Below are 23,414 nucleotides of genomic sequence, written 5' to 3'. Positions count from 1 at the left end.
CATTTGTACTTGAAAACATTACGAACAAGCGTAATCTATCGTTACTGGTTTATCAGAAATTGCGACCTTCAGATCACAGCCAACATAGCGATAGACTTACGCCCGTGCCTTATATTGGCGTGGGCTGAGTCTGTCTGGCTGTTGGGTTGTCGCAAACCTCTGATAAGGACATGATCTTAGTTACACGCCTTTTTTGCCTTTAGGTCATGGACATTAAATACTTCGCCCCTTTTTTAAATTATATTTTTTACGATAAACTAAATATTAATTACAAAAGTCTAGATAAACAGGAATTATCACCCCGTTTTTTTTCCGCATTAGCGCAAATAGAAAAAAACAAGCCAAGCTTGTACATTCTAGAGAAGGTAGATTTAGCATTCAAACAATTAGAAAAAGAAAAGATCCAAGACGATATGTACCTCTATTTAAGTACTAAAGTGGATATAGTTTTGGAAAGTTTCTTTACTAAAATAGCATTCCAAAATGAAGTTAATAAATATGACTTAGAAAGTGAGCAAATTAACGCTCTACAAACCCATTACAATTTTCTAGCTTACACTTTCTTCTCAATGATTATTCTCCAATTTAACTACCAAAATAGTACACTTACAATTCAAGAGTTCTTAATAGTCCTACAGCAAGCACAAAATCATAAAACAATGTGGGAATAGAAAATAACTATAGTTTGTGATACTCTTTTTCTGTAATTGATAATGAATATTTCCCCGTAAGAGAAGATCGCTTAAATTGAGACTTTAAAGCCTTTAAATGCCTCTTAGTTACTTCTAAGTCTCTTTGACCTTCATCGATTGAAACCTGTTTTCGGTTTATCTCATATTGTAGTTGATCTACTAAGTTTTGCAACTTTAAAACCTCCTTCTCTTTATTCTTAATAGTCTCCTCGAAAAGGGCTTTATTCTCTGTTTGGATGTAGCTATTGTTCTCCACAATTTGATTACTTGCACTTTGCCTTTCTAATAAAATAGGGACTAAATAATTTTTTTCATTGTGGCGTAACATACTTACGATTGTCTTATTTGATTTATCACTACTCTTCTCTAAATTAATTAATAACTGTTGTAACTCACTAGTTTCCTTATCGACTCTAGCCATAGTTAATAAAAGGTTATCTAAGGTATTATTTACAAATTCCCGCTTAACATCTACACCATATTTTTCGATAAAATTAAACACCAGCTCAACAGCTTCAGCCTGATTCTTCAATTCATATTTCTCTTTTAATTGATTGATTTGTCCAATCACAGACATACTTAACCTAATTGTTGATATTTTCATATTACATACATTTTTCACATACACTTAACCCTATATAAACCAGCACTTTAAATAAACTAATTACCACTATACATTACTTATACCACAAAATCAACATACACCCTCTACCCACTAAAGACACAACCACCTAAAATTCAGCCCATTAAAAAACGGCGGTACCCTGTACCTCCGTTTCCTCTTGCTCAATACGCGGGAGTATATATTCTAGTAAATAATTAAATATTATTACTGCTTAAAAATTCATTTATATCCTTATATCCTGTAAATATTCCCCTAATATCTTTAGACTTATTAGGGTATACATCTATAATACTCTTTGTAGTTAACTCACCAGAGTTATCATTATCTAGGCATAAATAAATTACATTGTAATTATCTAACTCACCTACTATACTATCTTTATTGGATACACTATTTAACACAATAAAATCTAATTTTTTCTCAATAGAAGGATATAGACTTAACAAACTCAAAAAGTCGGTCCAACCTTCCAAGACCACTACCTTTTTTCTTGAATTACAAATCCAGGAATAGCTTTTGGCTACTAAGCACCCTTTAAAGTATTTACTTCGTAACTCATACCCACCTAACACATTTTTAAAACCTATTGCATAAAACAGCCTCCCATTCAAACAATAATGCACCTCTATACAGTACTTTTTAACTAACCCAACATCAATACATCTACTATGTATATAATTGAACAGTTTTATATTTGTTAAGGGCTTAATAACCTTGATTTCGTAGTTCTTCACTACTTCAGATATGTGCTCAAGAAAAATTGGCTGGTGAAAAGAAAATGAATCACTGGCTAAAAACTTCAATGCTTGCTTTAAATTACATTGGTTATATCTCATCACTAAATCCAGGACGTTTCCTCCAACTCCTTCGCCGTGATCAAACCAAACATTCTTAACGAGATCAATTTTAAATGAAGCTGTCACCTCTTTTCTAAACGGACTTTTATACCAAAGCTCTCGACTATTTTGTTTCATTCTTATACCACCTATTTTATCTAAAATAGAGCCTAAACTTATTTTTTTTGCTTCATCACATGTCATAATCTTATGCTACTTAAATTTTAGTGATTTTTTGATATTTGATGACAGATCGCTATAACCATCTTACATTCAATAAAATACGCTGTCATCAAATTGTCATCAGTCATCAAACTTATCTTTTAAACTGTCATCAAACTTATTTTGATGACAGTTTGATGACAATTTTGATGACATATAAGATATTGATATTAAATACATTACACTACCTGTCATCACTGTCATCAAAAAAACGAGCAATTTTGCTCAACTCAATTTCATAATAGCGTCCTTTGCGATCTAATCTTGTAAACTCCCCGTAGGATTGGTAATCATATCCTAAGTACTTATTTGAATTATTAGATGGTACAAATCCCCAACTTTTAAAGATAGTTCTTACATCGTTTGCTTCTATATGACTCCTTTTATTAAGCTTTTTTATGATAGCACAGGTTTCCATTGGAGTAAGACATATTTTCTTCTCTTCGAATCTCTCCTGAATTTCTCGCAACAATTCTAGTACTTCATCCTGTAGTTTACTTTTATCGGAATTCATTAGTTTAACAAGAGCATCAGTACGAATTTGTTCTGGAGTAAACCACATACGTGTTTTCTTAGTTGTTGAATAGGGTATTGTATGTAGGTAATTAAGAAAATCAGGGATTTCTTTAAAGAGTAAGTCTAAGAAATCAGGGTTCTTTTCTATCTGTGGAATTTTACGTACCCAAAAGCGAATTTCCTCTCTGTCTATTTTCATAAATGAATCTTCAAAATTGCTAGTCATCACAAATTTGTAAAAAGACTCTACTTCTTCCTTATCTCTCCCTTTTCTCTCTATTTTGTTGCGATCAGCAGTACTTAGAAATTTAATACGTTCAGTTATCTGTTGATTATCAGTAACAACTTCATCAATAAGTACTAATAACTTACCATCTAAGTCGGAATTAAAATTGTTCACAAAAGATTCCGCATTAATGTAAGTAGCATTAAATGAAAATATCTTTCGTAAGTATTTAAGCATTGTAGATTTACCTGTTTCCCTAGCTTTTGAAACTAATACAAGTACAGGTAGTACCTGTGTGGGATATTCTAACAATATTTTGAAATAATCCAGTCCTAGCTGGTATTGATCTCCAAAAATATGACGTATAAAATCTAAGGTATATACTAACTTACTTTCTAAGAAATCTAAATTATCATTGAATCTTTGTACTTGATAGTCTATAGGGTGGTATATGTTGTAGAAGTCGCCAATCTCTCTATTGTAGTTTATATGCTGAGGAATACAACAGAAGCCATAATACTTTTTAATATTGGAAATAAAATCTTTTCCAAAATCATTTACAATGGTTTCCTTGTTCCAAGGTAACATGACTTTTTCAGTTGTTTTACTGAGTGTAGGTCGTTCGATGATGGCATAATAAGCCGTACCCACACGAATAAATTCGGCAGAATCTAAGTTCATAATAATTAATAGATTATAATCCTTATATTTGCACTATAAGGATTTTATTAAAAAATAAAATTTTAAGCGTTTGGTTTTTGAAGAAGGCAAACGCTTTTTTTATGGATTTAAAAGATGTTGATTTTTTAAAGCAATTTGAATTAATTGCTTTCTAGAAAATATAGGTCGTCCGTCAATTTCATAATAAGGGATCTTTCCTTTATTCTTCCAATTAATAATAGTTTGAACTGTCCTATCAAACATACTTGCTACTTCTTGTTGAGACATACGATCATCTCCAGTTGGAAAAAAAGTACTTACCAATACTTCTTGAGATTGATCTGATATACTCTGGACTTTTTCATTTAACACATTTGCACTCATTTGAATCGATTTTAAAACATTTGAACACAGCAAAGATTAATTTACAAACTAAAAAAAACAATACACATCAATACACACCACTATCAACCAATGGGTTAGTGTATTTTTTTTGTTTAATAACTGCCCAGTCATTAATATAACTATTGTCTTTATTAAAGCTCTTATTATTTAAGGTATCTCTAGTTAGCAGCTCGTAGATAGTTCTTTCCTTTAAAGAGTTCACCCCAAAATACATGGCTAATATTTTTGGTAATTTACTTGGCAACCTGGTTATTAAATCCCCATTTTTAAAATAAAGAAATATTGCAACTATGTAATATAGGTTCTGGCGATCTTCGACTACTAATCTATTTAAAAGCGAATGTGCGTAATTCAATTCAAGCTTACTAAAGCTCGGTGTTTTCTCAGTACAATTAGACCAGAAAAACTCAAACACATTTTTATCTTCAAAATAAAACTCATCTTTACATATGAACTTAAAAAACTCATATAATATAAATTTTATGTATCCTATATCGCAGCAATCTACTGCTACATTAATCAACTCTTCTTCCTTAAAGTCCTGTAATGGAATTGACTGCAAAAAGTATTCTTTGATCTTACTTATTTTATAAATCTCTTCAAAGCTATTATTTATCAAAGCATTAAACTTAAAAAGCTCTTTACTTCTAAAGTTCAAATGAGTAACTACGGGGATAAAATTCATATCTAATCTAATTCTTAGATCATCTAATGTATTATGTAAACACATAACCAAATTAGGATATCCCCCTGCTTTTTTAATGCTATTAGATAAGTAATTTACAAATAGATTTTGTGCTACTTCTTTCTCATATATAAAAAAATATCCAAAAGCATCTCTGACACTTACTGGTTCCTCTAAATACTTCTCAAGTAGAGCGGCTTGTTGAATAATTCTAGTATCAACATCATGAATACTTTTCTGAATATTAATGAGATGAGATATACCTATCATCTTTTTCTTAACACCCAATAAAAAAGCTAAATACTCCGTTGTTGAACTATTGATCTTAATTTCTTCGAACTCTCTATGTGAATTTTTAATAACGCAATCAAACTCAAATTTCTTTAAAAACGAATAAACAAATTGTGATTCAGAAGTACCACACAATAGATTATCAAGTTCACATATGGAAGAGTAATCGAAATTCCTACGGATAAGATCATAGAGCTCCTGTGTATCAATTGTATCTACACTACTACTATTTTGCAAATGATCTATTACTTGGACAGCATAGCTTTTTAAGACAAGCTGGCTTTCATTTTTTTTTTCACTAGCAAAAAAGAAATTCTTAATTTTATTTATAAAGTTTCCCATTTATTCAATTCTTTTTGTTTAAAAGATTCTCCTACATGCACATACCTTCTAAAACTTCTCTCGTCTTTATGATTGGTAGTGCTTTTGATAACACGCTCTGAGATCCCTAGAATAATGCTGTTTGTTATAAATGTTTTCCTGCCAACATGTGAGGTAATCACATCGCACTTTCGAACCACTGTGTCGATTCTCTTAGATCCAACATATCTGGTTAAACGAATTTTATCAGTAATCCCTACTTCCTCACAGCATTCCTTTAACCGCTCGTTCAACTTTTGGGAAGTAATCCTAGGTATTGGACTGTAAATAGAATCTTTATACTTATCCAAAATTTCTTTAGCGTAAGACATTAAATACACTTGATGATGCACTGTCTTAGTTTTTACAACTGTATAGTTTAGATAGTCTCCTACCACATTACAATCACGTAAGGAATAGATATCGGAATGCCTTTGTCCGGTAAAACACAAAAAGCAGAACATGTCCCTAGCTCTTTGCATAGACTTACTTGTAAAATTATAGTGATACAATTTCATTAATTCCTCCATAGTTAAGAAAACTACCTCTATTTCATTATCGACCCTTTTAATCTTTTTAAACTCTAAGCTATTGTGATAACCTCTATTAAAAGCCCATTGCATAAAAGCCTTTAAGGTCGAAATTAACTTCCCGTAGTAATTATTTAAAGTATTACGCTCTACAAAGCAATACTCCATAAAGGCATCTTCAAAGCGGTAATCAATAGTATCGAACCTTAAGACATACTTTGTTGACTTTGCGAACTCCATAAAAAAATTCTTCACAGAGTTATACTTGATAATTGTACTCTTAGCCCTAGAAACACTGGATACTTTGATATACTCATTAAATGCGTCAAAAAAACGAATAGCTACACTTACAGAATCTAATTTGAACTTTTCCTCGAAAAGCATCTCCGTAAAAGGGATGGAATTAAATTTAAAAAAATCGAAAATATGTTCCACTTTATCAACCGTATTTGCTAATACAGCATTATACTCCTTATAGTCATTATAAAGGGGGTTATTATCACCTTTAATATTTCGAATTTGATTTATTTCTGCATCCCAATGCTCAAGCTTAGTTTTGACACTTAAATTCTTTCGTATTCTAACTCTAGGAGCACTAACAATCAATCTAATAGGAATCATTCCTTCTTTATCTACTTTGTCTTTTCTTAGCTCGAAATAATACTTCATTTTGTACAATTATTAAAGGGGGCTGACCAAGGGGGCTGACTATTTTCACAAAAAAACAGTACGAATCCAATTTGTTTTTCTTTTCAACAAAAAAGAGAAAAAAAAGCTCTAAAAAAGACTCAAAATCCCCAGGGGCAAATTAGGGGTCAAATTTTTTATTCTAATTAATTAAAGTCAGTTAAAACGAATTAAAATAAATCATAATAAACTGATTATCAATCAGTAAAACTATATAAAAAGGAATTAAAAAACAAAACAAGTTCAGGTGGGACCACAAAAAAAAGCATCTATTTTTCAATAGATGCTTTTTTTATACCTTACTTTTTACTAAACTACACAAAATAGCAGTTAGATGTCAATACTCTAATAATCTCGTGTATTTTCTCCTTCGTACCTTTCTTCTTTATCTACAAGCTCACCCTTCCCATTGTAGTACGATTTGATGCTATACATATTATTCAGCGTACGCGGATAGTACTTATCTCCATTGCTCTCTTGCCTAGTAACAGTTTCTGAAGTATAAAATAACTTTCTATCTGTATCCACCCGACCAAGCCCATATTTCATAAGCTAACGTAAGGTAGTAAGTTTGCTTGAAATAATAAAGAGATGAGCAAACAAGAAATAATGTACTCTCATGTAGAGGATTGGAAAACAAGTGGATTAACGCAATCAAGATACTGTGAAAGTGTCGGAATTAAATTAGCAACCTTTAGTTATTGGGTGGTTAAGTATAAGGCAAAGTCAGAGTCAACGCAATTAGACAATAATTTTATAACTGTAACAAAAGGTCAAGTCATCAATACTCAGGAATATGAGATAGTATATCCCAATGGTGTAAAGTTACGTCTACAAACGGATAATCTTAGTGAACTATATTCATTAGTAAACTTAGTGTAATGTTTAGTTTGAGTAGTTCTAATCAATTTCATTTGTATAGACAAGCTTGTGATATGCGCAAGAGTTTTGATAGCCTTTGTGGACTTGTCCAGAATGAACTTAATCAAGTAGCTCATAGTGGAAGTGTCTATATATTTATCAATAGACGCTGTAATCAAATGAAGCTCTTGCATTGGGAAGCAGGAGGCTTTGTACTATACCACAAGCGCTTAGAACAAGGAACTTTTGCTTTTCCCACGCATAGTAAAGCTCAAATAAGTTGGACTGATTTAGTACTGATGATAGAGGGAATCCAGGTTATCAAAAGTAACCAAAAAAGGCGTTTTTTATTGAAGTAAAACAGGTTAAAACCTTGTATATTCTGGGCTTTTGACGTATTTTTACTTCATGGAAATAGACTTAGAAAACTTATCGAAAGAACAACTTTTGGCGCTTATAAAAAAGCAGTCTAAGACTATTTCCAAACAAGACAAAATAAATACTAAGTTAGAGCAAAAGACATCTAAGTTAGAGCAAAAGACATCTCAGCTAGAACAAGAAAAGCAAGAACTCCAACGCTTAGTAGATCTTTTACGACGCATGCAATTTGGACAAAAACGCGAGCGTTTCGAAGACCCTAATCAAACACAGTTACCTTTAGAGGTTCAGCAAGCAGTCCTGGAAGAACAAGAAGAAGTAATCAAACAAGAGATCACTTATTCTCGTCAGAAGAAAAAACATCCAGGAAGAGCTAAACTACCCGATCATTTACCTGTAGAAGAAATAGAAATCTACCCAGAGGGAGATTTATCTGATAAGATTTGCATTGGTAAAGAAACTACAGATGTCTTAGATTATGTTCCAGGTTACTTTAAAATAAAACGTTACATCCGATATAAATACGCCACGAAAGACAAAGACAATACGCAAATCAGTATTGCACTGCTTCCAGAGCGAATTATAGATAAAGGAATACCTTCTGAAGGATTATTATCTACAATACTTGTTGACAAATACGTAGATCACCTTCCGCTATATAGACAGAAGCAACGCTTTTCAAGAGAAAATATCGATATAGCTTCTTCTACTATAGATGGCTGGGCAGCTCAATGTATAGATGCTTTAAAACCACTATATGAAAAGCTTCTGCTGGACATCAAAAATGAAGGATATCTTCAAGTTGATGAAACCACCATCAAAGTCTTAGATGAGAAAAAGAAAGATAAATCTCATCTTGGGTATTATTGGGTGTATCACGCACCTATATCCAAACTCGTAATGTTCAATTACAGTCCCACACGTAGTGGTAGCGCTGCACTACCTGTATTAGAAAACTTCAAAGGATATCTGCAAACCGATGGTTATAGCGGATACAAAGCCTATGGAGCTAAGTCTGGTGTAGTTCATCTGGGCTGTTGGGCACACGCTCGTCGTGAGTTTGAAAGAGCTCTTGACAATGATAAGACAAAAGCACAGCATGTACTTGTAGAAATACAAAAACTATATGCTGTAGAAAGAAAAGCAAAAGAACAAAACTTAACCCCAGAGCAAATTAAAGAACTTCGATTAGAACAAAGCTTACCAATCATCAATGAACTGGGTAAATATATGTTTGTTCAAATGAAACTCGTACTTCCTAAAAGTCAAATAGGTAAAGCTTTTGCTTACTCACAAACTAGATGGGATAATCTTAGTGCGTACTTATATGATGGAAACTTACAGATAGACAATAATCTCATTGAAAATGTAATTAGACCAGTAGCTATTGGACGTAAAAACTATCTCTTTGCAGGATCACACGATGCAGCTCAAAGGGCGGCTATGGCGTATACGTTTTTTGCTAACTGCAAAAAGCACGATATTAATCCATACCAATGGCTTAAATATGTTCTAGAAAATATTCAATCTATCAACCACAAGAACATTACAGATTTATATCCTCATAACTATAAAACATTAAACTCAAACGTTGTAGAAGAATAATTATATCTCACAAGATGTACTTGCTCGGGTGCATACTTCTATCTGTGTCAACCCCATAAAAAAAAGTTCGCTTATCTTTATTGAAAACAATTGTATTTACACAGTCAACATAAATAGAAACATATTGGGACTGACCTTCTCTGCGAATTGTCTCATATAGTACTTCATCTGTATCGGGATCAAGGACAAACTTGGTAGCAGTCCCTTGAATCATCATCAAACACTCATTGTGCTCATCAAAAAGAAAATTTAGCTTCCTATTAGAGGGATCTATAAAGGTATAACGATACTCTTTTTTGTCTTTAGTATTAAAGTAATCCACATTTTCCAATTGATGGTTCGGCAATATTTTATCAGCTTGAGAAAAAATAAATTTTTCTTTGTTGAGATCATAAAACATCAAAGCTTTATTTTCATTGTAAATTCCGTAGATAAAACCTTTTTCTATATTCGAATAAGTTACTTTTACAGCCCCTCCTGGTTCAAATAAATACGCTCCTTTATAAATATAATTGAGATACTCACTCGTCGCACCTTTCTCATCTGTGATATATTCTGAAGTTTCATATATCAGATTTCCATTAAATGTTTGAATCGTTTTAAACCTATTTACTTTATAAGATTCATCAATCTCTACTTCTGTCAATCGATCCAAATTTGCCAAATAATTGTATTTATCTTTACGCAATTCGATTAAATTATACTCTGAACTATAAAGCCCAATAGACTTATATTCAAAAGGGATCACTGTTTCTTTGCTATTGATATCGAATAATCCTTTTTGTTGTCCATCACGAGAAGCTACAAGACACTTCATATCTTTGATAGGATACATTTTACTTGATAAACTCGCAAACTCCTCCCCGAGAACATTCTTTCCTGTTAAATCAGATAAAAAACTTTTCTTGTCTTTACTAACAAATAGCAAATCTTTGTAAAAAGGATACAGTTCATCATATACTGGTTTTAATAAAACTGTTAAATTAAGGTCGATCAACCCCAATTTCGTATTAGATTCATTAGCAAAGATCAAATAATTTTTCTCTTGAATTTTTGTAAAATAATCTACCGGATAGGGAAACTGTTTAATTTCTTTAGTTTTAAAATTGTAGTAATTTAAAACATTTAATTTTTTACTGGTTCCACACAAATAACCAGGAACTCTTGGCCCCGTTAAATACAATAACGTCTGATTATCTGGATTATAATTGAACCCTTCAATTGTCTTTCTATCGCCTTCCAAAACAATCTTACCTTCTTCATTAAGAATTTTAAATCCGTGATCATCCCCTTTAGATATAACGAGATAGCTATTTTCAACAACCACAACTTCGTACTTTTTCTTGTACTTGTTCAAAAATTTTTGTGCATGTGTTAGAGTGCTAAACAGCATTACAAAAGCGATAAGTATATTTTTCATTTTTTAACAAAAATAACAATTAAATATTTAAAAAATAAAACAATACAGTTTTTATACATAAATCAATGTACTCTGCTAAGAAATACATTATTTACTATTTTACCATTTATAATAGCTACATCTCCTTACACAAATGCCCTCATTTGACTATAAAAGCTCTATTTGATTTTTATGACAACTACATTTATTCGACATCCCTTATCTACACTAGAAAACTTTTTTCTTATTTAAGTTTTGTTCGGGAATGGTTCGGGTCATGTTCGGTAATCCTTCGGTAAAAGGGGTGTTTTTCCGAACAAAATCAAAACAAACCAATGATTTAGAATTATAAAAAAAGCATCTGTATGACTACAGATGCTTTTCAACAAAACACATTTACACTAACCTAATATATCATTAGACGGCTCTATAGTTATAGGTCATACTTACTCTTCCCATTGATCATGCGAGAGACTATCCCATTATCTGAACTCAGCTCAGCGAATAGTACTCCGATAAAATGGATAACTAAATATGTCACGAAGTAATATATAGAGCCAAAATGAATACTCTTTATTTCATTATTATAAGCTGTCTCGATATCTAATGCTAAGACGACTCCAGATACTATAGAGATAACCACACAGACATAAAACACTAAGTATATAACTGCTCTAATACGTGTATTAAGTATAATTCCTCTCTTAAACGGATTTAAAAACGGTACTCTACCCATCATCCCTAGTATGATTCTCACGAATACTAATCCCATCAAGGTATAACCCAAGTAGACATGCCACTCCCACATAAGAGCACGTAACCGCTTAGCGAGTACGATGGCTTTCTCTTTAGTCATATTAACCTCCTGAGAAGTACAATATTCCATAATGATTTCACTCATGCCTTCTTTATTCAGCCAGGTATAACGCAGCAGTATAGTGATAAGCATACCTAGCATCACGAATGCTATACTCCAGTGCAAAACCCGAAATGCCAAGCTATAGCACTCACCTCTCATTCTCATTTTAATACTTTTAATAAAATTAAATTACCAAATATGTTAATTTAAAATAACTACAATAATCAAATATAAAAATAACAATCAATAACTTCTAAACAAAAGTGAACATAATTTGAAAAAAGTAAAAAAAATGGCTTTTTATACAATATCAAATGATACCATCCGTTATATATCTAGCTAATAAAATGCAGAAAAAATGGATTAACTCTATTATGTCTATTTTTTAAAGTATGTTTGTTAGTCTGCAATATTTTTTTGAAATAAAATATTAATATTTATCTTAAATTTGCAGAGTGAAAAACAAATTGTTATTGAATCAAAAATAAATTGGAATGAAAAAGATATTACTCTTGTTTGTAATACTAATGTCAATTAGTACTTCTTATGGTCAACGAAAATCTAAAAAACAGGAAGAACCTGTGAAGAAGATTGAGTACCTAGACATTGTTCAAATTCTATCAAATAAAGATGAGCTTAAATTAACTCAAAAACAGGTAGGAGCCTTGACAATCAAAAATGAATACATTAAGCGTGACTTACAGAATCTGAATTCTAAAACAAAGATGCAGGAGGTAGAAAAGAACATGCACCAACGTCAATTATTCGCTGGTTATGACAACTTCGTAAATAGAACACTGAATGAAGACCAATTAGAAAGTTGGAATGTAATTAAAAAAGAAATAGCTGCTAGTGAAGAAGAGAGCACTGATCTAAAAACGGAGATGGCTGCACTAGACTCAGCTTATAAAGCAGAACTAAAAGAAGTATACAGAAAGTACAGCAAAGATCGTAAACTGTACTACGCGAGTAGAAATGTAGTGAGAAAACAATACGATGCAGATAAACTTCGTATCTACAAAAAATACAACCAAGCTGTAGAAGAAGAAGGTGAAGAGGGAGATAAAGTATTAACATTAGAAGAAATCGCGAACTTATATAAAGAATACGACGATTACTACAATGAACCGACACAAGCGAATCCATTAGAATACTTAGATGTAAAAGAAGAATATTCTAATGAGACAGAAGAAATAACATCAGAAGAAGAAGGAGAGTATTAATCTCCTTCTTTTTTTTTGTATTATTTAAATACATTAAGGTACTTTAACAGCCATAATGTCCGAATACTACCAAAATACAAGTATATTAAGCGCAAAGCTTTCAGTTTTTTTAAGTTACTTTGCATAAAAAATAAATTATGTCTTATATCAGCAAAGTTATTAGTGGAAAATGCCCTAACTGTGGTAAAGAGCACATATTCCATGACAAAGGAAATCCGATTACATTTAAGATGCCGAAAATGACGAAAGAGTGTGGATCTTGTGGATATAACTTCCATAGAGAAACAGGATTTTATTTTGGGGCTATGTATATGAGTTATGCACTTACAGTTGCTGAAATGGTAACAGTGATGGTGCTTCGTCTTATCATCAATCACTTATTTGATTTGAATATCACGATGTTACACGCCTTTATTGCAATTGTCTTTGTAATCTTTATTCTGTGGACATTTAACTATCGCTTATCTCGAATCATGTGGTTAAATTTATTTTATAAAAAAGATGAGCAATAGTCTAGGTTTATTAAAATAAAAGTTATTATATTTGCGCCACCTAACAGAGAAACGGGTGTAGTTCAAGGGTAGAATAGCGGTCTCCAAAACCGTTGATGGGGGTTCGAATCCCTCCACCCGTGCAGCGTAAAAAAAGCTCCTTAATATTTACATTAAGGAGCTTTTTATTTTTATATCATTCTCTTATTTTACACATACTTTTTAAGGAACTCTTTCGGAGAGATACCAGTTCTCTTTTTAAACACCTTAGAGAAGTAAGAATAATCATCGTATCCTAGCATCATAGCGATCTCACTAAAGCTTTTGCCTGTATAGATAAGCATACGCTTAGCCTCTAAGACGATTCTGTCTATAATGATATCAGTAGTAGTCTTGTCTAATAACGTCTTGCACACGCGATTTAAATGCTTTTGTGTCATATTCATCCATTCTGCATACACTGCAGCCGACTTCTCCGTGCGAAAGTTCTTTTCTAATAGGTTCTCGAAGTGATGTAGATGTTGATTATACTGCAAGTTTGGTACAGCACTAAAGGAGTTCCCTTCTAGTAGCTGTCTATTGCATTCTATATAGAAGAGTGAAGCTAAATTCACGAGAGAGAAGTTCTTCTTCCAGTTGGGCTGGCTTACCTCATCTGTCATTCTCTTCATTAGATTCTCCACTAATACGCTACTCTCTTCATTTAGTAGAAAACCGTTCGGGTAATACGCTGATCTAAATACAGGATACTCACGTATCGTCTCGCGGACAAAGAATAGATCAAAATACTCTTGAGTGTGAAAAAAGATATAACCATCTATATCCCCTGACAAGATCCAACTATGTGTCTGCCCTGGTGCTAGCATAAATACCATACCAGGCTGTATCTCATAACTCTGAAAGTCTATCTCGTGGGTACCAAATCCTTTCGTAAATATCATACAAACATAGAAGTCATGTCGATGTGGTTTTTCCACATGATTGTGATTTGTGATAAGGTGTTGTGGTATCGTATTGGCATAAAAATCAGCTCCTTTAACCTCCTCAGTCAAATCTCGCATTTGTAAAATAGTAATATCTTTCATCAATCAAATATATGGTCAAACAAAAATAGCATTTTTAGTTTACACTAAATAATTCTTATGCTAATGACTTATGTCCTAGCTACTGCTCTACACTATCTAATTAAAAGACAAATAGACTCTATAATACGCTAGTACACACTTGATCAAGAACTAAGCGTGAATATTATCCAAAAAGTCTACTGTACAACAAACAAAGTTTTGAGTAAACTTTACTATCTTTAGCACTCGTTAAAATAAATAATTGTTATGAAATATATTCTACCTATTCTTATGGTATTAGGGCTAGCCTCATGTGGAGGTGGCGAAACTAAAAAAACAGATCTTGAGACTATCGATAAACAATCTGCAAGAGAAGTAACGATCAAGTCTGTAGTAGCAGGAGATAGTATCCTACATATCACAAGTCAAAAAATATGGGCGAATGGTCAACTAGTAACACAAAAAACGGACACAATCAAAACAGCAAAAGAAGTAAGCGCATGGGGAGATACTAAACCTACTTCTCTAGTAAAAGTGCCGATTTATGTAACTGTAGAATAATAATATCATGAATAGAAAAAGTAGTAAAGCAGTGAGTCTAGTACTTATCACAGCAGCATTAGCTTCATGCTCTAAGACTCCTGATAAACAAGAAGAACAAGAACAAGCACAGAAAGTATATATGAGAGCAGATAGCTCTGCACCGTATACAGATGTGACTCAACAATATAACCAACAACGCCATCACAGTGGAGGTGGTATGGGGAGTGCGCTACTATGGTACATGGCCTTCAGACCACTAATGGGTGGAGGTATGGGATATGCTAGTAATGGACTCTCTCACCAAGCTAATGTAGGCACGAATACGTCTAAATCTAATGCGGTAAAGACACATAAGTCAGCTAGAGGAGGCTTTGGTAATACTTCTAAGTCATCTACTGTTAGTTCATAATCTATGAGAATAAAATACCTAACAGCTGATGCAAATTGGCAAAAGAGATTAGAAGACAACGGTTTTGGATTTCACACAGATGAGAATAATGTCCCTTATTGGATAGAGCACTACTATTACAGTATAGAGCCAGCATTCGCTGATGAGATATACAATGCCACTACTGAGCTATGGCAGATGTGCTTAGAGGCAGTAGATCACGTGATCACACATAATCTATTTGATCAATTTCAGATTCCGATCTTCTTTCACGATCATATAAAGCAGTCATGGGAGAACGATGCTCCAAGTATCTATGGTCGTTTTGACTTTGTCTTCGATGAGAAAAAACAACAACTGAAAGTATTAGAGTTTAATGCAGATACTCCTACTTCTCTGTATGAAACAGGAGTGACGCAGTGGCAATGGATGCAACATTACTTCGGTGAACGCAAAGACCAGTTTAACTCTGTACACGATCAATTAATCGCTTCATGGCGTGATCTAAAGCCTTATCTTAAAGGGGACACACTACACTTCAGTTGTATGCGTGAGACCTTAGAGGATCTAACGAATATAGAATACCTAAGAGACACTGCTATACAAGCTGGTATCAACACAAAGCTAATCTTCATAGATGATATCGGATGGAATGGGGTGAACTTTACAGACCTAGAAGAAGAGACGATAACAGATATATTTAAGCTATATCCGTGGGAATGGTTGGTATATGAGCCATTTGCGCTACATATACCGAATGACGAAGCACAAGCGAACTGGATAGAACCGTCATGGAAGATGATCTTATCTAATAAGGCTATCATGGCTGTACTGTGGAAGCTGTATCCTAACCATCGACTACTACTAGAGACCTACTTCGATACACCTAATGGGATGCGTGACTATGTAAAGAAACCTTTACTCTCAAGAGAAGGTGCTAATGTAACGCTATACCAGCATGGAGCTATCGTAGAAGCTACTCCTGGAGATTATGGAGAAGAAGGCTATATCTGTCAAGAGTTAGCTCACTTACACCAAGAGTCAACAGGATATTCTATTATCGGAAGCTGGATCATAGGTCAAGAATCATGTGGTATTACATTCCGAGAAAGTAATAATCGAATCACAACAGACAAAAGCAGATTTATACCTCATATCATAGAAGAATCATAAGGATAAATCTTTATAATATTATATCTTGCTACCGTATATGGATAAGTTCTATATACGGTAGCTAACTTTTAACACCAGACAGATGACTCCTGAATTTATATACGACAAACAATACAGTAACACTGCATTTAACTATAACGATATCTCATTTAAAGAATTTGAGAATTGTAAGTTTGAAAACTGTGATCTGAGCGCTTGTTCATTCTTAGCTACTCTTTTTATAGACTGTGATTTTATCAACTGCAATTTTAAAGATGCAGAGGTGAACTATGTAGGACTTCGCAATGTCAACTTTACAGCTTGTAACTTTACACGTGTAAACTTCGCCATGATAGACCAGACTATATTCGAATTTACCTTTACAGATTGTAATTTAGAATTAACTCAGTTCTATGGATTAAAGCTTAAAAAGCAACTGTTTTCTAACTGTAGTCTAATCAGTGCTGATTTCTCTGATACAGATCTGAGTATGGCACTGTTTGACAACTGTAACTTACACCGTGCAGTATTTCACAAAGCTAATGCAGAGAAAGCGGACTTCTATACGAGTTATAACTATGATATAGACCCACAGTTCACTAAGGTTAAAAAAGCAATATTCTCTATGGACGGATTAGCTGGTTTACTAACAAAGCATCAATTAGTCTTAAAGTAATTCATAATAATTACAAAAACATAAAGATAAATTAGTACTTTTAAGTATTAATTTATCTTTATTAAAAAATGAAATTATCAAAACGTGTCAAAATCCTTTTAATAGTTGGTGTCAGTCTACTAGGGCTATATCAGATAGGGAGATATGCATTAAACCGTTTTATATATAAACACTTACCAGAGATTATCGCAGAAAAGAATGATACTCCTTATGATCTAGCGTATGAGGACATCAGCTACTACCCTGCATTAAGAAGACTAACTGTCTCTGGAATCACAGTGACTCCTAAAGATACTACTACTCATCCTAATCTTACTTATATCAGTGCAAGACTAGATAAAATAGTGATTCAAGGGGTAGCTATCAAAGAATTACTACAAAACAAGAATCTACGTGCAAACAAAATCAAACTAAGTCATCCTAGTATAGTGATGATTAAAGGAGATAGTGTCGTACAGAAGCAAGCTAAAATAAACGTAAAAAATGATATAGATATAGAATCTATTATCGTAGAGCATGCTCATGTCTTAATAAAAGACAGAAAGAGTAATACAAGACTAAATGAGGTCTACAACTTCAATGCAACAATCAGAGGAGTACATTTCGGTGAAGAAGTCGTAGAGAAGGCAATACCTTTTAGTTATGACTCTTATGTGATGACTACAGACTCTATCTATAGTAAGCTGAATGAGTGGCATAAGTTCACCATCGGTAAGATTATCATAGAACCAACAGCGCTAAAGATGCACCAGCTATCTGTAAAGCCCTTCTCAGAGACTGTCGAGTCAAAAGAATTAGCTAAGAACTTATTGTCTGTGGATGTTCCACAGCTAAAGCTGACTGGGACAGACTGGGGGTATAAAAATGAGCAAGACTTCTACCTTGACATTGCTTCTATAGAGACAGACTCTACAGCGATCACCATCAAAAACAACAAACTCAAACAAGATATCAAAGTAGCAGAAAAACAACCTGCTAAAAAAACTAAAAAGCAGAAAAAGCAAGAGGTGGCAGTGGTATATGATACATTGCCTGCACTAGTCCCATTTGCTTTGAAGATAGGTGATATTAGGATTAACAAATTATCACTAGATGCATTAGACACTTGGAATACGTCTAAGACCAATATAGTCTTAACGGATATCAACAATAAGGTAGGAGAACAACTAAAAGTAGCTAAAATAGCGATAGACTCTCCTGTCATCACCTATACCCCTAATGATGTAAAGAGTAAACCTAAGACTACTGCTAAGTTACTGTCTGATTATATCACATTAGATTCATTAGTGCTGCGCAAGGCAGCTTTCCAAATACACGATAGAAAGACAAATAGCAACAGCTTAAAGGTGAATAATATCAATGCTGTGATAGCAGATATCCGTATTGATAAAAATACTGGTGGAAATAAGATTCCTTTTACTTATGGCAAGACTACGCTATCCTCTGGAGCGATTACATACGATACGAAGAAATATTATGATATAAGTGTAGACTCTCTATCTATCGATAATAAAGAGCTAAAACTGGCTAACTTCAATATGAAGCCAAAGTACTCTAGAAAGAAGACAGTAAGCATGTTTAGATATGCAGATGATATCTTCACACTACATGCCAAAGAGATAGCTCTAAAGAATTATAACTATGACTTCGATACCAAAGGAACACTACTCTTTAAAACAGAACAGATCAACATCAATCAACTTGATGCAAATATCTTTAGAGATAAGGCTCCTACATTCAATATGAGTATCAAGCCCATGTTTAGTAAAAAGCTAAGAGATCTAAAATTCGGATTAGAAGTAAATAATGTTGCAATACGCAACTCTAAACTAGTCTATGAAGAGACTGACCCTAAAGCGGTAGCTCCAGGTAAGATTATGTTTCATAACTTCAATGCGACTATTAAGAATATATATAGTGGATATGGTGTAACTAAAGTACCTACTACTACGATAGCTGTCAATGCGAGGTTTATGAATGCAGCTCCACTGCGTGTGGACTGGTCTTTCAATGTACTTAACAGAAGAGATAACTTCAATATACAAGGTAAGATTACGAACTTCCCAGCTAATTCTATGCGCCCGTTCTTACAGCCGTATGTCAAGGCTAATACAGAAGGTAGTATCAGTCTAGTCACTTTTAACTTCACTGGTAATAATACTTCTGCTACAGGAACCTATGGTATGCAATATGAGGATCTAAAAGTAACTATCTATAAGAAAGATGGGCAACAAAAGAAAAAGTTCTTATCTGCTGTGGGGAATATGTTTATCCGAAAGAACACTAAGGATGAAGTCAAGACAGTTAATATTAAAAAAGTAGATAGAGTCCAAGAGAAGTCTTTTTTCAATTATCTTTGGTTATGCATAATGCAAGGTTTAAAACAAACCGTCTTATAGTACAACACCACAAAACAAAAAGATATGAAAATAGCATTCATTACAGGAGCGACATCAGGTATAGGAAAAGCAACAGCGCAAGCATTAGCTGCTAATCACAGACTAATCTTGTGTGGAAGAAATAAAGAGAACTTAGCAGCCATAGAGCGTGAACTAGCAGAGCAGACAGAAGTGATGACACTAACCTTCGATGTGAGTGATAAAGAAGCTACATTTAAGGCAATAGCCTCTCTTCCGACTGCATGGCAAGATATAGATGTACTAATCAATAATGCAGGAAATGCTCATGGATTAGCTACTTTCCAAGAAGCTTCTCTAGAGGACTTAGAAGCTATGATAGATATCAATGTAAAGGGAATAATCTATGTGACTAAAGCTATTGTTCCTCTTATGATCAAAAGACAATATGGACATATCGTCAATCTATCTTCTATCGCAGGGAAAGAGTCATACCAAAACGGTACAATCTACTGCGCTTCTAAGGCTGCTGTAGAGGCATTCTCTAAAGGACTGAGATATGATTTACTATCAGATGGAATTAAGGTAACTAATGTAGCTCCTGGGGCAGTAGAAACAGACTTCTCCCTAATCCGCTTTAAAGGAGATAGTGATAGAGCAGCAAAGGTATATGAAGGGTATACTCCATTAGTAGCTGAAGATATAGCGAATGCTATAGCTTATATCGTCAACCAACCTGAACATGTGCAAATAGCTGATATTACAGTATTTCCGAAGGCTCAAGCTGGTGCAACAAGCATTCATAAAAAATTGTAAAAATTATCATATTAATCATCCCAAAACTAATACATTTGCAGAGGAATTACAGTACGTTAATCTTCTATTAGAATGAAACAAATCTTAGCAATAAGTCTCTTATTAGGGCTGAGTTGCACATCTAGTTGGGCTTATAAAAGTACCTACTCACACATCAATGTACAGTTAGAGGAAAGTGTAAAACTAGACACCGTCTATCTCGACTTAAAAAATGACCCAGACTTTAAGTTTCAAAACAACTTAAGATGGTATCAAGATAAGAAGTTAGAGTTGTTTGGAATCAAAACCAATAAGAATGAAATCTTCATTGAGCCTCTTTTCTATCAGATAGAATCTTTTATAGAAGGAATATCTATTGTGTCTATGGACAACTTCCAAGGCGCAATAAATGATAAAGGAGAAGTGATTATTCCTTTTGCTTATGAAGAACTACAGACGAGCAGTGAGTACAAAATAGCCTTCTTAGAAGGTGGCAAATGGGGATTCTTCAACACAGAAGGCAAAAAGATTATCTCTGCTCAATATGATTATGTAGGAAGCTACTCTGATGGATTAGCATTAGCTTCTAAAGATCAATTGTTTGGTTATATCGATCACAAAGGAAGAGTAGTCATCCCTTTTCAATATGACTACGCTAGTAACTTCGAAGATGGACAAGCACAAGTAGAACTAAAGTTTGAATCTTTTACGATTGATAAAAAAGGAACTAAGGTATCTTATTAAAATAAAAAACGGTAAGCTGTACAAGGCTTACCGTTTCTGTATACTAGAATTTCATAGCAAAAAAGCGTATTCTAAGTATTTGTAATAATTGATTCATACTATTGAAACTACCCCCCACGATAATCAAAACAGTACTTAGTCATCTGAAAACTCCAACTAACCAATTTATATATTAAAGCCCATTAAACTTCACTCCTAACATAAACCATCTCCCCGGCATAGGTACTGCACCTGCCTCTATATAAGTAGTATCAAATATATTCTGAGCATCTAAGTAGATACTATATTTCTTTAGATTATAGTTTACTCTTATGTCTGTAATCCAATAATTCTTATAACTGATACGTTCGTTAAAACGATTAGCCAGTGTAGCACTAAGGTTATTATAAGTATAATTAATAGTTCCTACTAACTGATGTCTTAAACTCTCTATCGCATACTTAGAGATCTTATCTTCTCCTTTATTCTCCACTTTTGGAGATAAATAAGTATATGATAATCCTAAGTCCCAATAAGACTTTTCTGATCCTAGTTTATACTTTAAAGCTGTATTAAATCCTTTAGTCTTATTCTTAGAAGCATTATATGGCTGATATGGCACTGTCGTATCTACTCTTATCCAATCAATAAAGTCATCAATATCTCTGTAAAAAGCAAAAGCCTCTGCTCTAAATCCTTTATTGACATACTTCCCTCCTAATTCTATCTGATAAGCTTTTTCTGGTAATAGATCAGGATTACCTATATTACCAGGGCGTTGATCTAAATACAAATCTGTAAAAGAAGGTATTCTACTTGCTGTACCAGCATTAAACATCGCTTTCCAATGTTCATTAAAGGTATAACTAGCGTCTATCCCTGGGAAAACTTCCCATCCATACTTCGTATTATAATTAACATAAGCCCCTAAATTTACATCTAGTCGATCAAAAAACTCACGTTGTATCTCAGCGTACAATCCGTAGTTACTCTTGCTGTGATCCCCGATATTAGTTGAGTTAATCTCTTCATACCTCATCTCTCCTCCAAAAGATATCTTACCAAAATCTGCTAAGTACTCTCCTCTAATATTACTAGTAATCGCATGTGAATAATGACGGCTACGTGCCTTACTTAACTCATGTCTGAAGTAACGATAATCATCAAAGTTATATCTGTAAGCTACACTAGGCATTAATGTAAAACGGTCAGTTAAATAATGACGTGAACTCAGATTTACCATTGATGTAGATACTACTTCTTTTGACTCTTTATCTCCAGGAGCTGCGTAGAATCCATTTGCTCCAAAAGAACTTCTAGCATGACCTGCAAGTACCATAATAGCATTATTCTCATTAGGGGTATAGTTCCCTTGATAGAAGATTTTATTGTTATTAAAAGCAGTGTTATAACGAGTACCATTACCTGAGTCATGGCTACCGAATAACATATGATTATCTTTTTTGCGTACAAGTGTACCTCCTAATTGAATACCTCGGTTATTAAATAACTCTCCATGATCGCCTTCTTTATCTTTCTTTAAGCTACTTCCGATATACGTATTAGCAAAAAGACCATCTTTTTTAGGGTTCTTCGTTACGATATTTACAACTCCTGTCAGGCTGTTCACACCATATAGACGAGCAGAAGGTCCACGTACTATCTCTATACGTTCAATCGCTTCTAAAGGAATTGGTACGTTAAGACTATTATGCCCTGTCTGTGGATCTGAAATCTTCTGTCCATTAAGCAACAATACATTCTGCTCAAAGCTACCTCCGTCAATACTAAAGTCTGATTGTGTTCCAAATGGACCTCTCTGACGAATATCAACACCAGTAGCATAAGTCAACAACTCATTAATAGACGACACAGGTAATTGTTTTATCTGTTCTTGATTAATAAATGTAATATTTCTATTCTTCAGCGAACTTGGCAACTGTAATCGTTGATTATAGATTACTATTTCTTCTATTTTATCTTCAAGGGTATTTTCTGTCTTAGTTTGTCCTTGCACTTGTACAGTAAAAACAGTACTTAACAAGGCTAAAATGACATAATTATTCTTCATTTCAGGTAGTTTATTTACGCAAAACTATTCTTATTCCTCTCTTCTATACTAGTCCACTTTTAAAATAACAACTAGTCCGGCCTACAGTACTCCA

At 33.5% G+C, this 23,414-nt stretch carries 24 protein-coding genes and 1 tRNA gene; 14 read left to right on the top strand and 11 right to left on the bottom strand.

The genetic code is table 11. From position 1 onward, the window contains the following. Positions 1-206 precede the first annotated feature (206 nt). The gene (locus E0Z07_RS07415) at positions 207-671 is read left to right on the top strand and encodes a hypothetical protein (protein ID WP_058699242.1); all 465 of its coding nucleotides are present in this window, start codon (positions 207-209) and stop codon (positions 669-671) included. 7 nt (positions 672-678) lie between these two features. Here the strand turns inward: E0Z07_RS07415 and E0Z07_RS07410 are convergent, their stop codons facing one another. From E0Z07_RS07410 to E0Z07_RS07380, 7 genes are all read right to left on the bottom strand, one after another. Further along, positions 679-1,296 carry a hypothetical protein gene (locus E0Z07_RS07410; protein ID WP_131540521.1) on the bottom strand — a complete coding sequence of 206 codons (618 nt, stop codon included), beginning with the start codon at positions 1,294-1,296 and terminating at the stop codon, positions 679-681. Between the two features lie 215 nt (positions 1,297-1,511). After that, a complete protein-coding gene (locus tag E0Z07_RS07405) occupies positions 1,512-2,357 on the bottom strand; it encodes a toprim domain-containing protein (RefSeq protein WP_058699240.1) in 846 nt (281 codons plus the stop codon). Between the two features lie 202 nt (positions 2,358-2,559). Next, positions 2,560-3,798 carry a primase-helicase family protein gene (locus tag E0Z07_RS07400; protein ID WP_058699239.1) on the bottom strand — a complete coding sequence of 413 codons (1,239 nt, stop codon included), beginning with the start codon at positions 3,796-3,798 and terminating at the stop codon, positions 2,560-2,562. A gap of 99 nt (positions 3,799-3,897) precedes the next feature. Beyond that, positions 3,898-4,161, bottom strand: a complete 264-nt coding sequence (locus E0Z07_RS07395) for a MerR family transcriptional regulator (RefSeq protein WP_058699238.1) — start codon at positions 4,159-4,161, stop codon at positions 3,898-3,900. Between the two features lie 67 nt (positions 4,162-4,228). After that, positions 4,229-5,500, bottom strand: a complete 1,272-nt coding sequence (locus E0Z07_RS07390; protein WP_058699237.1) for a hypothetical protein — start codon at positions 5,498-5,500, stop codon at positions 4,229-4,231. Further along, complete coding sequence (locus tag E0Z07_RS07385; protein WP_058699236.1) at positions 5,485-6,717, bottom strand: phage integrase SAM-like domain-containing protein; 1,233 nt, start codon at positions 6,715-6,717, stop codon at positions 5,485-5,487. Before E0Z07_RS07385 ends, E0Z07_RS07390 begins: the two co-directional genes overlap by 16 nt. Positions 6,718-7,080: 363 nt before the next feature. Continuing rightward, complete coding sequence (locus E0Z07_RS07380) at positions 7,081-7,284, bottom strand: hypothetical protein (RefSeq protein ID WP_233446021.1); 204 nt, start codon at positions 7,282-7,284, stop codon at positions 7,081-7,083. A gap of 42 nt (positions 7,285-7,326) precedes the next feature. Between E0Z07_RS07380 and tnpA the strand changes: the two genes are divergently transcribed. From tnpA to tnpC, 3 genes are read left to right on the top strand one after another with little or no spacing between them, the layout of a single operon-like run. Then, positions 7,327-7,617 carry an IS66 family insertion sequence element accessory protein TnpA gene (gene tnpA, locus E0Z07_RS07375; RefSeq protein ID WP_058699130.1) on the top strand — a complete coding sequence of 97 codons (291 nt, stop codon included), beginning with the start codon at positions 7,327-7,329 and terminating at the stop codon, positions 7,615-7,617. Further along, complete coding sequence (gene tnpB, locus E0Z07_RS07370; protein ID WP_081048718.1) at positions 7,617-7,955, top strand: IS66 family insertion sequence element accessory protein TnpB; 339 nt, start codon at positions 7,617-7,619, stop codon at positions 7,953-7,955. The genes tnpA and tnpB overlap by 1 nt, the downstream gene beginning before the upstream one ends. 49 nt (positions 7,956-8,004) lie before the next feature. Next, complete coding sequence (gene tnpC / locus E0Z07_RS07365; protein ID WP_131540327.1) at positions 8,005-9,579, top strand: IS66 family transposase; 1,575 nt, start codon at positions 8,005-8,007, stop codon at positions 9,577-9,579. Between the two features lie 7 nt (positions 9,580-9,586). On the opposite strand, the gene E0Z07_RS07360 is transcribed toward tnpC, so the two are convergent. Together E0Z07_RS07360 and E0Z07_RS07355 are read right to left on the bottom strand one after the other, a co-directional pair. Next, entirely contained in the window at positions 9,587-10,999 is a 1,413-nt protein-coding gene (locus E0Z07_RS07360) for a WG repeat-containing protein (RefSeq protein WP_233446020.1), read from the bottom strand. 412 nt (positions 11,000-11,411) lie between these two features. Beyond that, on the bottom strand, positions 11,412-12,002 hold the full coding sequence (locus tag E0Z07_RS07355; protein ID WP_006257457.1) for a cytochrome b/b6 domain-containing protein: 591 nt from the start codon (positions 12,000-12,002) through the stop codon (positions 11,412-11,414). 329 nt (positions 12,003-12,331) lie between these two features. On the opposite strand from E0Z07_RS07355, the gene E0Z07_RS07350 reads away from it, so the two are divergent. The 3 genes from E0Z07_RS07350 (at position 12,332) to E0Z07_RS07340 (ending at position 13,694) form a co-directional block, all read left to right on the top strand. Beyond that, complete coding sequence (locus E0Z07_RS07350; RefSeq protein ID WP_006257458.1) at positions 12,332-13,060, top strand: hypothetical protein; 729 nt, start codon at positions 12,332-12,334, stop codon at positions 13,058-13,060. 137 nt (positions 13,061-13,197) lie between these two features. Further along, positions 13,198-13,572 (top strand): DUF983 domain-containing protein, encoded by a 375-nt coding sequence (locus E0Z07_RS07345; RefSeq protein WP_006257459.1) that lies wholly within the window; start codon positions 13,198-13,200, stop codon positions 13,570-13,572. A 51-nt stretch (positions 13,573-13,623) separates the two neighbouring features. Beyond that, positions 13,624-13,694, top strand: a tRNA-Trp gene (locus E0Z07_RS07340). Between the two features lie 66 nt (positions 13,695-13,760). Here the strand turns inward: E0Z07_RS07340 and E0Z07_RS07335 are convergent. Then, a complete protein-coding gene (locus E0Z07_RS07335; RefSeq protein WP_006257460.1) occupies positions 13,761-14,636 on the bottom strand; it encodes an AraC family transcriptional regulator in 876 nt (291 codons plus the stop codon). A 246-nt stretch (positions 14,637-14,882) separates the two neighbouring features. Here E0Z07_RS07335 and E0Z07_RS07330 point away from each other — a divergent pair, with 246 nt between their 5' ends. From E0Z07_RS07330 to E0Z07_RS07300, 7 genes are all read left to right on the top strand, one after another. Further along, entirely contained in the window at positions 14,883-15,176 is a 294-nt protein-coding gene (locus E0Z07_RS07330; RefSeq protein WP_006257461.1) for a hypothetical protein, read from the top strand. A gap of 7 nt (positions 15,177-15,183) precedes the next feature. Continuing rightward, on the top strand, positions 15,184-15,567 hold the full coding sequence (locus E0Z07_RS07325; RefSeq protein WP_006257462.1) for a hypothetical protein: 384 nt from the start codon (positions 15,184-15,186) through the stop codon (positions 15,565-15,567). Positions 15,568-15,570: 3 nt separating this feature from the next. Beyond that, the gene (locus E0Z07_RS07320) at positions 15,571-16,719 is read left to right on the top strand and encodes a glutathionylspermidine synthase family protein (protein ID WP_006257463.1); all 1,149 of its coding nucleotides are present in this window, start codon (positions 15,571-15,573) and stop codon (positions 16,717-16,719) included. A gap of 82 nt (positions 16,720-16,801) precedes the next feature. Beyond that, positions 16,802-17,374 carry a pentapeptide repeat-containing protein gene (locus E0Z07_RS07315; RefSeq protein ID WP_006257464.1) on the top strand — a complete coding sequence of 191 codons (573 nt, stop codon included), beginning with the start codon at positions 16,802-16,804 and terminating at the stop codon, positions 17,372-17,374. Between the two features lie 68 nt (positions 17,375-17,442). Beyond that, positions 17,443-19,773, top strand: coding sequence for an AsmA family protein (locus E0Z07_RS07310; RefSeq protein WP_006257465.1), 2,331 nt, complete (start codon positions 17,443-17,445; stop codon positions 19,771-19,773). A gap of 24 nt (positions 19,774-19,797) precedes the next feature. Then, the gene (locus E0Z07_RS07305; RefSeq protein ID WP_006257466.1) at positions 19,798-20,547 is read left to right on the top strand and encodes an SDR family NAD(P)-dependent oxidoreductase; all 750 of its coding nucleotides are present in this window, start codon (positions 19,798-19,800) and stop codon (positions 20,545-20,547) included. A 72-nt stretch (positions 20,548-20,619) separates the two neighbouring features. Further along, positions 20,620-21,270, top strand: a complete 651-nt coding sequence (locus E0Z07_RS07300) for a WG repeat-containing protein (protein WP_006257467.1) — start codon at positions 20,620-20,622, stop codon at positions 21,268-21,270. A gap of 172 nt (positions 21,271-21,442) precedes the next feature. On the opposite strand, the gene E0Z07_RS07295 is transcribed toward E0Z07_RS07300, so the two are convergent. Then, positions 21,443-23,320 carry a TonB-dependent receptor plug domain-containing protein gene (locus tag E0Z07_RS07295; protein WP_006257469.1) on the bottom strand — a complete coding sequence of 626 codons (1,878 nt, stop codon included), beginning with the start codon at positions 23,318-23,320 and terminating at the stop codon, positions 21,443-21,445. Positions 23,321-23,414 lie beyond the last annotated feature (94 nt).

It is taken from the genome of Myroides odoratimimus, from assembly GCF_004337635.1.
GTDB lineage: Bacteria > Bacteroidota > Bacteroidia > Flavobacteriales > Flavobacteriaceae > Flavobacterium > Flavobacterium odoratimimum.
This window is presented reverse-complemented; position numbering and strand designations above follow the sequence as displayed.

Coding starts and splice junctions, on each gene's coding strand:
- E0Z07_RS07415 (WP_058699242.1), top strand. CDS start 207: ATGGACATTAAATACTTCGCCCCTTTTTTAAATTATATTTTTTACGAT.
- E0Z07_RS07410 (WP_131540521.1), bottom strand. CDS start 1,296: ATGAAAATATCAACAATTAGGTTAAGTATGTCTGTGATTGGACAAATC.
- E0Z07_RS07405 (WP_058699240.1), bottom strand. CDS start 2,357: ATGACATGTGATGAAGCAAAAAAAATAAGTTTAGGCTCTATTTTAGAT.
- E0Z07_RS07400 (WP_058699239.1), bottom strand. CDS start 3,798: ATGAACTTAGATTCTGCCGAATTTATTCGTGTGGGTACGGCTTATTAT.
- E0Z07_RS07395 (WP_058699238.1), bottom strand. CDS start 4,161: ATGAGTGCAAATGTGTTAAATGAAAAAGTCCAGAGTATATCAGATCAA.
- E0Z07_RS07390 (WP_058699237.1), bottom strand. CDS start 5,500: ATGGGAAACTTTATAAATAAAATTAAGAATTTCTTTTTTGCTAGTGAA.
- E0Z07_RS07385 (WP_058699236.1), bottom strand. CDS start 6,717: ATGAAGTATTATTTCGAGCTAAGAAAAGACAAAGTAGATAAAGAAGGA.
- E0Z07_RS07380 (WP_233446021.1), bottom strand. CDS start 7,284: ATGAAATATGGGCTTGGTCGGGTGGATACAGATAGAAAGTTATTTTAT.
- tnpA (WP_058699130.1), top strand. CDS start 7,327: ATGAGCAAACAAGAAATAATGTACTCTCATGTAGAGGATTGGAAAACA.
- tnpB (WP_081048718.1), top strand. CDS start 7,617: ATGTTTAGTTTGAGTAGTTCTAATCAATTTCATTTGTATAGACAAGCT.
- tnpC (WP_131540327.1), top strand. CDS start 8,005: ATGGAAATAGACTTAGAAAACTTATCGAAAGAACAACTTTTGGCGCTT.
- E0Z07_RS07360 (WP_233446020.1), bottom strand. CDS start 10,999: ATGAAAAATATACTTATCGCTTTTGTAATGCTGTTTAGCACTCTAACA.
- E0Z07_RS07355 (WP_006257457.1), bottom strand. CDS start 12,002: ATGAGAATGAGAGGTGAGTGCTATAGCTTGGCATTTCGGGTTTTGCAC.
- E0Z07_RS07350 (WP_006257458.1), top strand. CDS start 12,332: ATGAAAAAGATATTACTCTTGTTTGTAATACTAATGTCAATTAGTACT.
- E0Z07_RS07345 (WP_006257459.1), top strand. CDS start 13,198: ATGTCTTATATCAGCAAAGTTATTAGTGGAAAATGCCCTAACTGTGGT.
- E0Z07_RS07335 (WP_006257460.1), bottom strand. CDS start 14,636: ATGAAAGATATTACTATTTTACAAATGCGAGATTTGACTGAGGAGGTT.
- E0Z07_RS07330 (WP_006257461.1), top strand. CDS start 14,883: ATGAAATATATTCTACCTATTCTTATGGTATTAGGGCTAGCCTCATGT.
- E0Z07_RS07325 (WP_006257462.1), top strand. CDS start 15,184: ATGAATAGAAAAAGTAGTAAAGCAGTGAGTCTAGTACTTATCACAGCA.
- E0Z07_RS07320 (WP_006257463.1), top strand. CDS start 15,571: ATGAGAATAAAATACCTAACAGCTGATGCAAATTGGCAAAAGAGATTA.
- E0Z07_RS07315 (WP_006257464.1), top strand. CDS start 16,802: ATGACTCCTGAATTTATATACGACAAACAATACAGTAACACTGCATTT.
- E0Z07_RS07310 (WP_006257465.1), top strand. CDS start 17,443: ATGAAATTATCAAAACGTGTCAAAATCCTTTTAATAGTTGGTGTCAGT.
- E0Z07_RS07305 (WP_006257466.1), top strand. CDS start 19,798: ATGAAAATAGCATTCATTACAGGAGCGACATCAGGTATAGGAAAAGCA.
- E0Z07_RS07300 (WP_006257467.1), top strand. CDS start 20,620: ATGAAACAAATCTTAGCAATAAGTCTCTTATTAGGGCTGAGTTGCACA.
- E0Z07_RS07295 (WP_006257469.1), bottom strand. CDS start 23,320: ATGAAGAATAATTATGTCATTTTAGCCTTGTTAAGTACTGTTTTTACT.